The following is a 14502-nucleotide window of genomic DNA, read 5'->3' on the forward strand; positions in this document are numbered from 1 at the left end:
TATTACCCCAAGTTCCGCAAGTTCCGATAGCCTCTGGCCGAAGGCAGGACGGTCTTCATGCATACCCGCTTTTGCCGGGCCAGAGGCACTAATGCTCCTGGTTCCGCCAGTCTACTGAAGAGCGACTGACCAAGACAAAATTAGCCCCGCGAACTTCCGTGAGGCGGTAACAAAAGCAAACTCGCGGGTTGACCAGCTGAAGGCGATCGAGTTGCCCAACGTCGACGACGTGGCCGACGACCTAGAGAACTACCTACGGACCGTCGAGCGCGCCGGAAGAACTCGACGAGTAAATCAAGGTCATCGAGCAGCCTGTGTAATATCCGGATGTCTGTAACTTCCAAAATCGAGTCTCAACACCCCGTCTTACCAACTCGAAATCGGGAGAAAGAATCGATGTTGACGCTGTTTAGTTCACTTTCACTCCGGCCCCAGAATCCTTATTCACATCCCGCACGTGTCCAGAATTACACACGTGATGTCTCACGAAAGAACGTGTGGCGCTGAGTCGGTCACGGCCGCACCACCGGCCACGACTCTCTGTCGCGCCTGCTGTCCTACCCGCTTCGCGTCCGAGAGGTGGATCGGACGACACTTAGTGTTCAGTAGGCCGGCGAAAATGAACACGTTCCGACAGCCGTTAAGTAGGGCCACGGTTCCATCAGGTGATCTGGGAACGCACCTCCGTGGAACTCACTCGCTCGATAAGTGAGCCAGATCAAAGTCAAAACGGAGTCGTTCGGCGACGACATCCTCGCCCCTCTACGCCGAGTAGAGGTTGGAGAGGTAACTGTCGACACTCCCACGGTTGCTATCGATATAAAAAAGACCCGCGAACACGAATCCGTTCAGGAGAACGCTCGGGGTGTGAACGAGCTTCACCGCTCGGTCAACGGGCAGACCCTCACGCAGGCCCTCCGAGGAGGTGAAGACGCGATCGTCAAGAGTCTCCAGAGAGGTTACAACAAGACACGAGAGGATGAACTGACGATCGCGTTCATCTCTTACGAGCTGACCACGCCGATCTCGGAGGGCGAAGCCGAGTACCTGTGCGATGTTATCGCGTCCTTCTCCGATGTGATGACGGTGCCTCTGATGCCGGAGTTGGCTCGGACTGTCGACTCCGAAAATGGGGTTTCAGATCCGGCCTTCCGGTCCTATCTCGAGAGTGTCAAGACGTTCTTGGACGTGGCCGACCGAGCCGCTCCGAAAATGCCCGTGATGGGCGTTGTTCCGATCCTCGGCCACGAATACACGACGGAGTTGATGGATGTGTACGGTCGAGAGCAGGTGCGTGCGTTCTGCCTCAACTTCGACCGGACGCGGATCACTGCGAACGCGAAGGTCGACATCGTCCGTCCGATGATGAACTCGATCGCACGAAGGGGCATCGAGGAGAGTGTCCTCTTCTACGGGATCAACCTTGATCCGGGCAATCGGGACAACAGTCTTGGAGGTCGCCCGGCGGCGGACTTCGCCGGTCTGGGAATGGGCCTCGACATCATCGGCGGCTCACACGTGAGTCCTCGGATGCCTCCGTCGGCATATGAGGACGCCGAAGCCAAATCCGGTGAGGACACGATCACGTTCAAACTGTTCGACAAAAACGAGTGGATCTACCGCGACGTTCCGCTTGACGAACTCTCTGAAGTGTTCCCCGAAGACTCGTCGCTCGATGCCGAACACGTAGTCGAGCGCTGTCGACGGTCTCCGAAGAACGCACTGAACCGGCTTCAGAAGGTCGTCAACGCCGAACAGAAGGCCCTAGCAGCCGGCGAACTCCACCCCGAAATTGAAGACGGTAATCTGGTGGGGTACCTCGCTGAAAAAAAGGGCGTGACGCCGTCGACCACGGCTTCGTTCCAACGGGTCCGAGGAGACTTCGATTCGGGCTTGGAACAGTCCGGTCTCGACGACTTCTAAGCGATTTAGGAGTCGGTGTTCGGACACGAGCCGAACGCGGCTTCGCGCTCGTGTTCGAGCGTTTTCATCGGCTCGCCACAGACGGGACAGAGATCGTACTGTGGTTGGTCCTCTTCGAACGCCACGGTTACTTCAGCCAACTTTGCCCACTCGTTTCTGAATCCGTCAGGGCCTTCGCTCGTGTGCCAGAGGACCAGCTGTGAGTCGGGCCCCGGTGCCGTGAGTAGATAGTTCGAACCCGCCGATTCCATGACTAATTTCGGGCCGAAATACGTCGACGTCCGCTTCACCACCGTTAGATCGTCGGGAATCGACTGACCGGGCGAAATATTCGTTACGGTGTTCTCGACTCTGATCCGATCGTGGCGTTCGGCTCGTAGTATCACGCTCTTCGAATCGTAATTGGTGACGGGTTCCTCATGTGGCTCGCGTCTGGCGACCGCCGGATCGGTATCGAGTTGCCCGCTCATGGCTTGATAAACGTCTCTCAGAGGAAGAAGGTAAATCCCGACCGCAACGGTAACTGTTTCTTGTTCACAGAAGGGAGGTATAAACAAGATAGATACAATACCCGAATTATATCCATTAGAGGCCTTGGAGAGCGGGTTTTACTAACTGACCACCAAAACACGGTCTACGAATACCTATCCTCCACTTACCGAAGTACCTGATAACCGGAGACGGCGGCGACGAGCAGTGCGATCATGGTTTCGCTGACGAAGCTACCGGATTCGTGAACGTCCCCGAGACGGTGACTTAGATGAATTCGCTCGTCGACCGGCTGAAGACGGGCAAGTTTCTGACGCCGACGACGTGGCCGGCAACCTAGAGAACTACCTCCAGACGGTCGAGCGTGCCGAGAAGTTTGACAAGAAGATCACAAAGATAGACGACCTGATCGACGAGATCGTTACGAGTTGTGCGGACTCACTGACGAGAGATCGAGATAATGGAAGAAGCAACTATCTGTGGTCGTGATTATTGCGCTAATTCCTCCCACTCGGTAGCACGACAAACCCGTAACGGGCGTTTTTCGGTTTCGTTCTCACGACGTCCGATATCAATTCCTTATGTAACATATAGATAACACCGGGAAACAAGAGTTACATAAGGAATTACGACGGTGTTGAGCAGCTACTATAACCACCCGATCTCGGCGGGTGATCAGCTGTCTTGCTCTTTACCAATGCCTCTAGAATTCTCGTTACAGTCAACATCAACCGTGCGGCTCTGTTGACTCGATGGAAACGCTGCTACCCTAGCAGAGCGTGAAACAAGATATGGGGCGCAAGAGACCGACCTGGATTTCGTGCCACAGAGCACGTTCTGTTGACTGGTCCGTGTGCGAAAGAAGCCGAGTCATGGGCGTTACAGCCCGGATGCCGCGCTCCGCGGCATCCGGGAAAGCCCGAATAGGTGAATCTCTGCTTCACGCACTGGCGTCCCGGGTGAACCAATCATGTACCTCGGAATCGACGTCCACAAACGGTACGCACAGGTGGCAGTGATGGATGAGGCCGGGAAGATCGTCGAAGAGGTTCGCGTCGAGAACGCGAACCTCGACGACCTCGCCCAGCGGTACGCCGGCGCACAAGCCGTGCTTGAGGCGACCTCCAACTACTACCACATCCACGATACGCTGTCGGAGCACTTGGATGTGACCGTTGCTCATCCGAAAAAGATCAACCAGATCGCAGACACCGACAAGAAAACCGACCGCGTTGACGCCAAAGAACTCGCGCGGATGCTCCGGTTAAATTCGGTGCCTGAAAGCTACGTTCCGACCGAGGAGGTCAGGGAAGCCCGCGCACTCGTGCGCGGGCGACAGACCCTGGTCGAAAACCGTACCAAGTACGCCAACAAGGTCCATGGACTCCTCTCCGATCACGGCATCACCGAAGACGTGAAACCGCTAACCGTGGAGGGACGAGAGTCCCTGCGGGGACTCTCGATCCCGACGCCATTCGACACGCTGCTCGAGTCGTACCTTGACCTGATCGAGTCGCTCACCGAAGAGATTCAGAAGCTCGATGAGACGATCGAAGAGCGCGCTGGGTCTCTGAAGGAGACCCAGCTGCTCATGACTATTCCCGGTGTGAGTTACTACACTGCGCTGACAATCTACGCGGAGTTAGGTGGGATCGACCGGTTTGACGGTGACAAGGAGGTTGTCAGTTACGTCGGATTGAACCCGGTGATCCGCGAGTCAGGCGACTCGCGGATCGAAGGGGGCATTTCGAAACGTGGATCAGGGCGTGTACGATGGCTGCTCGTACAAGCAGCAAACACCGCAGTTCATACGAGTAACGACGAGTATCTGAGTCGGTTTTACGACCGGTTAGCAAGCCGGAAGAACTCACAGAAAGCGATCGTGGCAGCAGCTCGGAAGATGCTGGTATCGATCTACCATATGCTTGATCGGGGAGAAGCGTACGATCCACCGGGTGTAACCGCATAGACGAGGGATCTGAGGGCCGCCGGACCGGCGGCCCTCAGTGGCCGGCCGAGGCCCTCCGTGAGCGTCAGCTATCGCCAGACAGCGACCGCACCGCAGACACGTTCCGACCGCCTGCCGGTTGTGAGAACAGCAGATCCCCGGACGGCGTAATTATTTTGTCGTTAGACGTGGTTTGCCCGGGTAGCAGCGTTTCCATAGGTGAAATTCTCTGTATCTCACACGCTAATCCTATCCGTTCATGATGATTTCGACAGGACCACACTACTACATCAATCTATCAAAAAACCTACACCGATAATCAAACCAGATAACATGCCTGAAACGTGCGCCACAATACTGGTACGGTTTTGTGACAAAACATCAGTGGCCGGGACCAAGATTATCAGCAATATCCCTAACACAATCATCAGCAACTCAATACTATGGCGAGGTTCAAACGACCTGTTCAACTGAAGTACATCGCGAGCCTCCATAATCAGGTTAGAACGGTAAACCGACGCAAATACCCATAGGCCGTACGCTCCCCCGCTTGCTCCAGCAACGAGCCAAGGTGGGTCTACGAATATAATAGCACCAACGGCGGGTACTATAGTACTGACCACAGAGAGTGTAAAGAAAACAGAAAGATAATTCCGAGGTGATAGATGGGGCTCGATTACAGAACCTCCGATGAATAATACAACAGCGTTTCCAAGTAGGTGTGTAGGGTCGTTCATATTGTGTGATATGGGAGAAAACAACCAACCGGTACCCGGCTTAGAAGTGAAATAAAACCATTTTACAGCGCTCTCGACGCCTACCTGACTCGCAACTAGTAACTGGACACCGTACCACAGAACGAGCATCACGACTAACCCAATAGTGTAGAGCCGTCGTTTGACCCATTCGGTCAAATAAGACATCATCTCGATACTACTTGCTCTCTTTTTTACGCAAGACTGTAGAGCTTCTTCCCGGATTTTCTTCTGGTACTAATGAGACCGTAGTGTTCCAGATTCGTCAGATGTGCGTCACGGAAGTACCGCAGACTAACCGGGTCGTTGTGGCGCTCGGAGTATCTCTCGTGGGGTTCACACTGGATCAGCGGTCCATCCTGTTGAAGCACGCCGACGACAACCCACTGGTGATCGTTGAGCTTCGAGTACGTATTCCTGGCAATTTCACGTTCCGCCTCGGAGATCGAGTCGTCGACGAGTCGCCGCGGGATGTTCGACAGCCCCTCGCTGCTCGCCTTCCGCGCCGCCACCCGGAGCGTCGTGATCCCCATACGCGCGTCGCCGTCGGAGAGCCACGCGATCGTCTTGAACACCTCGTCGCTCTCGCCGTTCGGCCCGAGGCCTTCACGAGCCCGTCGCTCCAGCATCTCCGCGATCGTGTCCCCGCCGTACCGGTCGAACCGGACCCGGTAACCGACAGAGATGCGAGAGCGAACGCGCTCGTCGAGGTCGGTGGCTAGGTCGATCTCGTCGTTCGCGATGCCGATCCACGAGAGCCCGCGAAACTCGTGGAGGTCGTAGAGCAGCTCGGTCTCGCGTAGCTGGTCGACCTCGTCGAGGATGACGACGCCTGGGCCGTTGAAGTCGCGGTGGACGCGGTCAAGCAGCGTCGACGTCGACGTGGAGCGCGGGACCGCGGTGCCGACGAGGCCGCGGGATAGTCGTTCGAGGACGGCGTTCCGCGTGTAGTCTCGCCAGCAGTTCACGTAGCCGTACGGGACATCGAGGCCCTCGCGACGGTCGTCTTCCCAGCGCCGGAGGGGCCGAAGAGGAAGCAGTTCTCGGCGCGCTGACCGTCTTCGATCGGCGCGAGGGCGTCGGTGACCTCGTTCATGTGGCTGTTCCGGCCGACAATCGGATCGGGGAGGTGGTCGTCTTCGAAAACCGCTCCGTCGCTTATCACATCACCGAGGATTCTTGCCGAGGTATATAAAGTGAACTCGGGGTGTTCCGGATGGTTCCGGATGGGATCTTACGGAGTCCACCCAGTTATCTGAATAATACCGACAGCCACGATCAGAACTGAAAGAATCGCAGCAGCATACTGGGCGTACCTCGGTTGGAGGTAGTTTACACGATAGTAATCTCTGTCATATACCATGAATGTGTAGATTCGCCACCGACGATTCCCCGACATCTTGTTGACCTCATAGTCGTATTCTTCACTAGCTTCCCTGATTGTCGCTTTGTCAATTCTCACGGCGGCGTGGCCCTGGTAAGACATAATATCGGGAGATAGTGTCTCTGTAGTGCTTTCACCCGGCTCTAAGCCGAGGCGGACGTGAGCTGTTTCATCACCGTAATTTTCCTCAGATTCATCGAATTCCACACGAGCGAGGATCTGCCCACCAATAGAAGAGTCAGAGATATTGGTGGCGGTTATTTTGAATTCGGGATTTTGATCCGTGAAGTACACCGTCCGGGACCTTTCGAGATCCCCCTCAGCACGAACTGAGAGCATATCGACACTGGCATCCGATGATTTACGGACTCTAGCTTCACGACTCGCTGGCATAGGGGTTCAACAGACGGATGAATAATGAATTCTAGGTAGAACACTCCCGGACTCAACGAAGGTCTAGGTCCAAGCCCTCAACTCTGATTCAGAGGTCTCGAAGAAGTAGTTAGGGTCGGTTCAGACTTCTCCCCGTCTTCGACAGCACATCGCACTGCTTCGCCTGTCGGACGTGATAGTCTTTCTCCGATGGGTCATCAGCCTCTAACGCTTCGCTGAGATACTTGTCCACACTGTTTCGTTCCATCTCATCGCCTCGTCATCAGGTGATCTAATTAAATGAATCACTTCAGATTATTTCGAGAAAGGATCATATAGAGTGAAATTGTTAGACAGCTGCTGGAGAGTTAGATTCTAAGCGAAAGTTCAGACTTGAATGAACACATGTGTTGTAATCGGACCAATGGTCACCTGCTCATCGTCAAATCTCACAATCGCCTATCGTACCGTTCGTTCATCGAATTTGTAATCCACTGTCGTAATCCATCACTCTCTCCCCACCTGAGTCCGAACTCACCACGAACGATACGCAAACACCGACTAGAAGAGATCTGCGGAGTCACCAAATTCCAACTGGTTAGATACCAGCGCTCTAACAGTGAATTCAGCAGGCAAATCAGTGTCAGGACAGCGTGTTCATGGACGACGTAACTAAATTCCGTCTCAAGCCAAAAATTATGGCCAGCATCGTTTCGGCATTCCCGTACGAACTGAGCTAACTTTTCTTCTTCAGTCGAAATGATATCCTCGTCACTCGCTTCTTGAATGAGATACGCGAGATCACTAGAACTCGACAAGCGTTCGCCCAAAGCCTTTTCTAGGAATGTTGCTCCCCGAATGAGCGCAGCAAACGGTTCATCCTGCTCCAAGAAGTGCTGGCACTCACTCAGTTCAACGAACAGTAGCAGCTTATGCTCTTCATCGTCAGGAAATAGCGTTTTGAGATTTCCGATGAGTGAATAGAGTGTACCAGTCCGACCTAAGTTCTTAAGCTGCCACTTGATTGTCTCAAGTGCTTCTTCAGATCCTTCTGCCATCACTGCCTCACCGCGCGGGACAGCATAATCTGGATCTACATCGATATCATCTGGGTCGATAGAATAGATATATGCGAGGAGTTTGAGGCCAAGTTGGCGGTTCTGCTCGTAGACCTGTTCTCTGATTTGATTTCGAAGCACATCCTCGTTGGGGAAGGAAGGACCGGGGACCATGATTGTTAATAAATACTGGATTCTGGATGTTCTAATATTTGTTCGCGAATGAATCACATGAATATCAGACTCTTCTCGACGGTGTCGATGAACTGGTGAGACTTGGACAAACGCTCGGCGAATCAATACGCACACTACCGCTGAATATAGAACGCATAGATCTCAATCGTGATTTTAGGACGTAAAAGTAGCGTCGTACGATCTACATACCACTGCTTATTGAGGATATGAAAGAGAGAACAGCAAGTAGGTCAGCAACAGTTAGCAATCCACCAATAGCGACAATCATAGTTACGAAACGACCTGCTACACCCGAAAATACGCCTGAAATCATATCCGGCGGAGTCACTCCAAGAAGCATTGACACAAACACTATCAAAAACAGATAAGCGACGTTTGCGGTGACAAGTCCAACCGCTATCCCTACTGCGTCGCCTCCAGTAGCACTCATCAACAGATCTCTGAAAGGCGGTTGTGACAAAACTATCGCTCAACTACATTTGTGTAGACCAGAATCTCGTAATATCATCAGAGGGCATTCGAGCGGCCATGGCGAGAAGCACATCCTTCTCGCCCGACTGGCGAGTAGTCCCTCAGCTTAAATGAAAGACTGTGTCGGTCAAACTCCCCAAGCCAGACAGAAAGAGGGTGCTGAATACAGAGCGCAAGTGTGGCAGCATCAAATAAAATAAGAAAGGACTGTCAGAGAATAATATATGACTGATATAGGTTACAGGCTATCGGAACCAGTCACGGAATATTCCCTTAACAAAATTACCAAAGAAGAATTCAAGAAACGGGTTAAATCGATTGAGACATCGACTGAGGGCGCAAACTGGTGGACGGTTTGTACTGCTATTTTAGATGAGACACACAAGTCGAACTACGCAGACATCGCAGAACCACTCTTGGAATTGTATAATAGGGAGGATTTGAAGAGGATATTTGGGGAGGAAACAATTGAGGAAGTTGTGTGAATCTATGCCAACTCCCCTCTCTGTATCTCGCACGCCAATCCTATCAGCCCCTTAGGATTTCAACAGAGTCAATGAAATTGTAGCCAATCATTTGCTTCCGACTAGTGATTTCCACTAAAGCATGACCAGAATCGTGATCCTCCCCGCTGGTCGCGACGACGCGTTTGAGGACTACAAGCAGTTCATCCGAGATGGGCACCCAATTGAGGATATTGAGTCCTACCTCAATACAAGTATGAGATTTGGCGACTAAAGGCCGCCAGAACCCTTCGAGAACAGAGTCACTCTTCCTCGTACGTGATGTTCATCAGCCATTGGGAGAAGGCGTCTGCCTGCGGATCGACCTCCTCTTCACCAATGAATGGCGAGAGCATGTCGCCCGCCATCAGCAGTGAAAAGTCACGATCAGATGCTGTTGGTTCGAGATAGTAGGTCCGTTGACCTTCGTACACCGTTTCCTCACGCTGGATCAGCTCGGCACTCTCGAGCGCTTCGACTAGTCGGCTTCCTTTTCGCGAAGAGACATCTAGCTCTTTCCAAAAGTCGCTCTGGTGAATCCCACCCGTCTCACGGACCAGTTCAAGACCCGCACGTTCGTCCTCCGAGAGATCGGCTTCACCCTGTGACGCACTCATATTCCAACAGCTAACGCGTCTCCATTATAATCGGTCTTTCTGTCGCTAACACTCGTTATGAGATTGGTCGTGATTGCTGTACTGATCAGGTCGATCCACCGGAGTGAATCTCTCAATAGTCCCCGGCAGAGTCAAACACGTCGGTGAAGTCCTGAAGAATATCTTGTGACGACTTTCCATCAGCACGAGATGGAATTGGATCCTCCCAGCATTCGACCTCGAGTGTTTGTGCATCCGATATCTGATGCGGATCAGTCGTCACGTTGAGAATTGCCGTATGGTAGATAGCAAGGAGTCGGTGGTGATGGACACTCACGTGATCGATGCCAGCTCGGTTCAGAACTGCTGGGATGTCCGTGGGACTGGAGAGAGATACCGAGACGGTTGGAGAATCCGGGTCACCCATACCAGCAATTCTCACATCAGACAGATAAACTACCCTGTGCTGGAGAACCTCGAGGGACTCGCGTTGACCGTTGAGAGACACTCACGTTAGGGCCGACGTCGACCGTAACGTGTCTCCTCTCGTCACGTCGCCAGACCGACTCACCGGTCAGCATTCGAGCGCGTGTGATACGACTGTCCAGACTTGAATTCGGTCAGTTCCTCGATCCGCGATTCCAGCTCTTCGACTTCGTCGCGAAGCTGGTCGGCGTCGTCAGCATCGCTCGCCGCAAGTTGGTCTTTCAGCCCTTGGAGCCGCGTCTCCTTGCGATCTTCGTCCACCTCGGCTTTCCGAACGTACTCGGTTGCTTCAATCTCGTAGACGTCGCGTTCAGCGACATCAGTCACCTCGAGGGCGTCGTCAACCTTCCCCCGATCAACGCTCACCACCCGGTCACGGTCGATCCCGGCTGATTCGAGCGTGTCCAGCACCTCATCGTCGTCTTTGAGCGAGCGGTTCGTCCGAGCAGTCCGCTGGACCGAGCCGTACGATCCCGAGACCGGTCGGTCGTGATGGAGTCGGTCTAAGAGCGTGTCGGCGATCTCCTTGCGGAGGTCGTTGGCGTTCCGTTGAACGCCCGAGAGCAAGGTATACAGGTCGATGAGTGTTCCTGTCTCCACCCCGTCGAGCGCCTCCACCTCGTGGCGTTCCAGCGCGTCGACGAGCAAGAGCGCATCCGCGTAGACATCAAGGTCAGGTTCTGTCCGTTCGTCGGGGGCAGGGTCAGAAGACGGGCCCTCGTCCAATAACAATGAGGTGGTTGGCGCTTCAGTCTCGATGATCACACCTCGGTCGTCGTTCACCTCGAATCGTGGATGAAGACTCAATACCGTCGGGTATGGATCCGCATCGGGTGGGAGTCGATCGAGGTCGAACCCATCGGTAGAGTCGGTGACACGCCGATATAGTGTCTCGAACTGGTCTTTTTGAAGCGGTCGCGACTCACCGCTATCGGTGAATCTGATGATGACACGGTGTTCTTGGACGCCAGTTATCTGAAACCGGTCGTTCGAGAGTGGTGTCCGGAGCGTCGCTCCTTCTGGGAGGTCATCTAACCGCTCAAGGAGATTGTGCCAGCTGACCCGAAACGACATATTCGTAGTGAGACCGTTGGACGCTAAATGCTTGAGGCTGCTTATAGAACTCACAGCTGTATCCGAGTGCGTGGATTCTGATTGGATGGATTCGGAGGAGGGATCCCACATGGAACCCATTACAATTGCCAGTTAGCCGATTTAGCGGTGTGTAAACCGCCCGAATACAGACACCGGGACAAAATAACAGTAATTGTAGGTATGTCTGACGCTCGGCGTGAGTATTAAGACGGAGGCAAGCGCAACATCGCAGTATGCACGGCTAGGCGATGTTTAGAAAGGGGGGAAGTTCCCCTGTTGGCAGCAGGGGCCGCTTGGGAAGGGACAGGATGGCACCTGTCCGAGGAATCGTTCCTATTCCTCATTTCTTCCGAAGTGGTCTTAATGGTTGCGGTGGTGAGAGTCATCTCCGGCTTTCGCCGATAACCCTCTCTGCTGTCTCTGAGACGGCCGATTACCCGATTTTCGGCCGTAGCGTCGAGCACGTGCGCGGAGAGCGCACTATGCAGGACCACCCGGCTCATGGAGGCGTGCCAGCGGCGTGAGTCGCTTCGCTGTCGTTGGCTGTTCCAACTGTAGCCAGCACTGGGTCATCGAGGATGCCGTCAGTAGCGGCGCTGCTACCGCTCGTGAGTGCCCTCGGTGTGGGAGTCAGTATTCAGATGGCCAGTTGCGACGTCGAGCGAGAGCGGACACGTGGGAGAACGCTGTTGAGCAACGGGCGGCGCTTCTCGCGAATACTCGTAACGCCAGCGCTGAGTTCGACGAGGTTGGCCGCTACGCCGATCTTGAAGACGAATGGGACCGCGACCTTGTCGGCCAACCACTCGGCGTACAGGTGCTTACAGGTGCCTTCTCAGACGATCAGCATCTCGACACGGGAGAGCAAGAGACACCCGACAAACCCATTCATAGCTCTCGTCAGCTTGGAGATCTCCGCTGTGATGAGGACGCGGGTCTCTGGGTGGTTCAGCAGTACCCGGCTGTGTCGTCTGGGACAGTACGCCTCGATAAGGAGAGTCGGCCGGGTGAACTCTGGCAGCGTCTTGTTTCTGTCCTCGGAGCCGATATTGCGCTCGCCGTGCGCGAACTCGTCGGCGGTGTCGCTGATGGGGCGGCTTGGCAGACGCTTGAATCAATTATCGACGATCAGCTCGGGACAGTCGACCGAGAGGCGCTTCCAGACGCAGAGAGCCTGAACGGGTCGATCGTTGCGTCGACGCTGTTGAGCTTGTGTAAAGACGTCGAGTCCGAGCAGCATCAGCAGGCGCTCGAACTGCTCGAGAGCTTTGGGAGCGCAGAGTTCGGCCCGCTTGGCATCGGGTTCCCTGGTGAGCTTGCGGATGTTCGCCGGGTTGTGAAACCGTTGCTCGCAGCCGCAGCCCATACGCCGACACTCACCGTGCGGATCGATGAGTCATTCCGGGAGATCGGCCACGCTGACCAACGCCGGCAGATGGTCCAACTGCTCAGTTGGCTTGGCCACGGTGTGGATGTCCGGATTGTGTTTGAGTCGTCCATCTGGATGCGGCGCTTCGCTTGGAGTTATGATCCGGAGATCGACATCGACGAACTGGATGGGAACGTCCCGGACGTGGCAGCGTTCGATGTGAGTTCACAATGCGATACAGGCCAGCGCGCTCACGGAACTGTCGACGACCACGTCGCGGCTGCGTGTGAGGCGCTTGAGACAGACGGTGAGGTTGTCGCAACCCTCGCCCGTATTGGCGCGGAAGCCGGCCAGACAGCCGGCTACGAGGCGCTCTATGAGGCTGCTCCGTACGATGACCCCGACCAGTCCCGGAACAACGTCGCGTACCACCTACGCCAGCTTCGCGAACACGAACTCGTGACGGATCGTATCGCGACCAGCGATGGGAGCAAAGTCGCAATTCGCCCGGCTGGCGTGCGTTTCCTCGAAGAAATCGGCCGATCTGGAACGCAACAGAAACCCCTTCAGAATTTTGTGAGTCGGACCGGAAAATCTGACGACAATGTGGAGTCTAGACCCGCGCACACACGTGAGGGGGGGACCGGCTGGAGCCGCGACCGCCTCCCAGCACTCCACACCATCCAGCCGCTTCCTCGCTCCACGTATCAGGCCGCCGTCGCGGCGACCCCCGAGAATGGCGTTGCAACCGTCGATGCGGCGGTTTCCGAGTGGGACGATCGAGCGGCTCCTCGGCGCTACATGGACTGGGACAATAATCGACTCGCTGTGGCCGCCGAGGTCGACAATCCGATGCAGTGGGCAGTCTGTACTGCTCGGTCGTTGGGTGACGAGTTCGTCTGGGACAATCTGCTAACTGACGAGCGACTCGACGAGAATGGTGAGTTCCGCCGACTGCTCCAAGAGGCACCCAATATTCTACAGAACAGTGCGTGCCTCGGATGGATTGCTGAAGAAGACGAACTTGTCGACGATGTCGATGAGTTTGGCGACCGCATACAAGCCGTTCTCGAGGAGATTTGCGAAATGACGCGAGACATGACTCACGGCGAGTACCGTGAGTACAGCTCTCGGACGGCGTTTCGGACGAAGATTCTCACGGAGTCACTCGGCGTGATTGGCGTAATGACTCGATTACTGGACTTCGCCGGCGTGGACATCCTCCGAATCGGTCGGATACCCCGGTTCAAGAACGATTTTGCCGACGAGAAGCTCTCAGCTATCGCGAAGTTCGTTGGAATCAACTCGGCGATTGGGTCAAAATACGGGATGGCGTCGGTGTTTCGGCAACTGTTCGAGGACCGTGACGAGGTCCTCCGGTGGTCACTGGATGTCGATGTCAACGCCGCAGAGCCGTTCGGTGAGCTCATCGGCTCGTGGTGTCTGTTTGCTGATTACGGCGACCGCCAGGACGTGTTCGCTGAGAAGCTTCGATCCAACGTCTCGCCGAAGGACATCCGGGATGATGCCCCCGAGATCGGTGTCCGCGTCCCCGTCCAGACGTCGACAAGTCGGGCCCAGTACCGAGATCTGCTTGAGGAAGCGCTTGAGGCGAAGAATCTGCTTACAACTCCAGAGGCAGTATCGGTGCTCCACGGGCTGTGTCGGTCACCGCTCGCAATCGCGAACGGCGTCGCTCGTGCTCTGGAGCCGGAAGCCGAGACGCGACATATCCGCTCTGTAGAACTCCGACGCATCATCGCAGCACTGTCCCCAGAGCAGGTACTCCGAGATGCGTCGTCAACGCCGCGAAAGGCCCTTGTGGCACTCGCGGGCGCTGAAGAATTCCTGACGCAGT

At 54.9% G+C, this 14502-nt stretch carries 13 protein-coding genes and 2 pseudogenes; 6 read left to right on the forward strand and 9 right to left on the reverse strand.

Annotation, left to right across the window (positions count from 1 at the left end):
- Positions 1-708 precede the first annotated feature (708 nt).
- Positions 709-1923, forward strand: a complete 1215-nt coding sequence (locus EXE41_RS17460; protein WP_137691649.1) for a hypothetical protein — start codon at positions 709-711, stop codon at positions 1921-1923.
- 5 nt (positions 1924-1928) lie between these two features.
- Here EXE41_RS17460 and EXE41_RS17465 read toward each other — a convergent pair whose 3' ends face one another.
- A complete protein-coding gene (locus tag EXE41_RS17465; RefSeq protein WP_137691650.1) occupies positions 1929-2393 on the reverse strand; it encodes a hypothetical protein in 465 nt (154 codons plus the stop codon).
- A gap of 343 nt (positions 2394-2736) precedes the next feature.
- Between EXE41_RS17465 and EXE41_RS17470 the strand changes: the two genes are divergently transcribed.
- Positions 2737-2901 carry a hypothetical protein gene (locus EXE41_RS17470; RefSeq protein WP_241987279.1) on the forward strand — a complete coding sequence of 55 codons (165 nt, stop codon included), beginning with the start codon at positions 2737-2739 and terminating at the stop codon, positions 2899-2901.
- 481 nt (positions 2902-3382) lie between these two features.
- Complete coding sequence (locus EXE41_RS17475) at positions 3383-4381, forward strand: IS110 family transposase (protein WP_137691651.1); 999 nt, start codon at positions 3383-3385, stop codon at positions 4379-4381.
- A 269-nt stretch (positions 4382-4650) separates the two neighbouring features.
- On the opposite strand, the gene EXE41_RS20060 is transcribed toward EXE41_RS17475, so the two are convergent.
- The 5 genes and pseudogenes from EXE41_RS20060 to EXE41_RS17500 form a co-directional block, all read right to left on the reverse strand.
- Positions 4651-5286 carry a rhomboid family intramembrane serine protease gene (locus EXE41_RS20060; RefSeq protein ID WP_137691652.1) on the reverse strand — a complete coding sequence of 212 codons (636 nt, stop codon included), beginning with the start codon at positions 5284-5286 and terminating at the stop codon, positions 4651-4653.
- 23 nt (positions 5287-5309) lie between these two features.
- Positions 5310-6211: pseudogene (locus EXE41_RS17485) on the reverse strand (Cdc6/Cdc18 family protein).
- A gap of 138 nt (positions 6212-6349) precedes the next feature.
- Complete coding sequence (locus EXE41_RS17490; protein WP_137691653.1) at positions 6350-6892, reverse strand: hypothetical protein; 543 nt, start codon at positions 6890-6892, stop codon at positions 6350-6352.
- A gap of 428 nt (positions 6893-7320) precedes the next feature.
- Complete coding sequence (locus EXE41_RS17495; RefSeq protein WP_137691654.1) at positions 7321-8070, reverse strand: hypothetical protein; 750 nt, start codon at positions 8068-8070, stop codon at positions 7321-7323.
- A 235-nt stretch (positions 8071-8305) separates the two neighbouring features.
- Positions 8306-8554 carry a hypothetical protein gene (locus tag EXE41_RS17500; RefSeq protein WP_137691655.1) on the reverse strand — a complete coding sequence of 83 codons (249 nt, stop codon included), beginning with the start codon at positions 8552-8554 and terminating at the stop codon, positions 8306-8308.
- A gap of 265 nt (positions 8555-8819) precedes the next feature.
- Here EXE41_RS17500 and EXE41_RS17505 point away from each other — a divergent pair, with 265 nt between their 5' ends.
- The gene (locus EXE41_RS17505) at positions 8820-9080 is read left to right on the forward strand and encodes a hypothetical protein (protein ID WP_137691656.1); all 261 of its coding nucleotides are present in this window, start codon (positions 8820-8822) and stop codon (positions 9078-9080) included.
- Between the two features lie 281 nt (positions 9081-9361).
- Here EXE41_RS17505 and EXE41_RS17515 read toward each other — a convergent pair whose 3' ends face one another.
- From EXE41_RS17515 to EXE41_RS17525, 3 genes are all read right to left on the reverse strand, one after another.
- On the reverse strand, positions 9362-9715 hold the full coding sequence (locus EXE41_RS17515; RefSeq protein WP_123619532.1) for a MarR family transcriptional regulator: 354 nt from the start codon (positions 9713-9715) through the stop codon (positions 9362-9364).
- A 112-nt stretch (positions 9716-9827) separates the two neighbouring features.
- Positions 9828-10121, reverse strand: coding sequence for a hypothetical protein (locus EXE41_RS17520; protein WP_137691657.1), 294 nt, complete (start codon positions 10119-10121; stop codon positions 9828-9830).
- A 140-nt stretch (positions 10122-10261) separates the two neighbouring features.
- Complete coding sequence (locus tag EXE41_RS17525) at positions 10262-11254, reverse strand: hypothetical protein (protein ID WP_137691658.1); 993 nt, start codon at positions 11252-11254, stop codon at positions 10262-10264.
- Between the two features lie 541 nt (positions 11255-11795).
- Here EXE41_RS17525 and EXE41_RS20065 point away from each other — a divergent pair.
- Together EXE41_RS20065 and EXE41_RS17535 are read left to right on the forward strand one after the other, a co-directional pair.
- Positions 11796-11930: pseudogene (locus EXE41_RS20065) on the forward strand (DUF5817 domain-containing protein); the annotation flags it as partial.
- Between the two features lie 405 nt (positions 11931-12335).
- Positions 12336-14502: ArsR family transcriptional regulator (locus tag EXE41_RS17535; protein WP_137691659.1), on the forward strand; the 2167-nt coding region annotated here is incomplete at its 3' end.

The sequence above is a fragment of the Halorubrum sp. SD690R genome (assembly GCF_005435035.1).
GTDB lineage: Archaea > Halobacteriota > Halobacteria > Halobacteriales > Haloferacaceae > Halorubrum > Halorubrum ezzemoulense.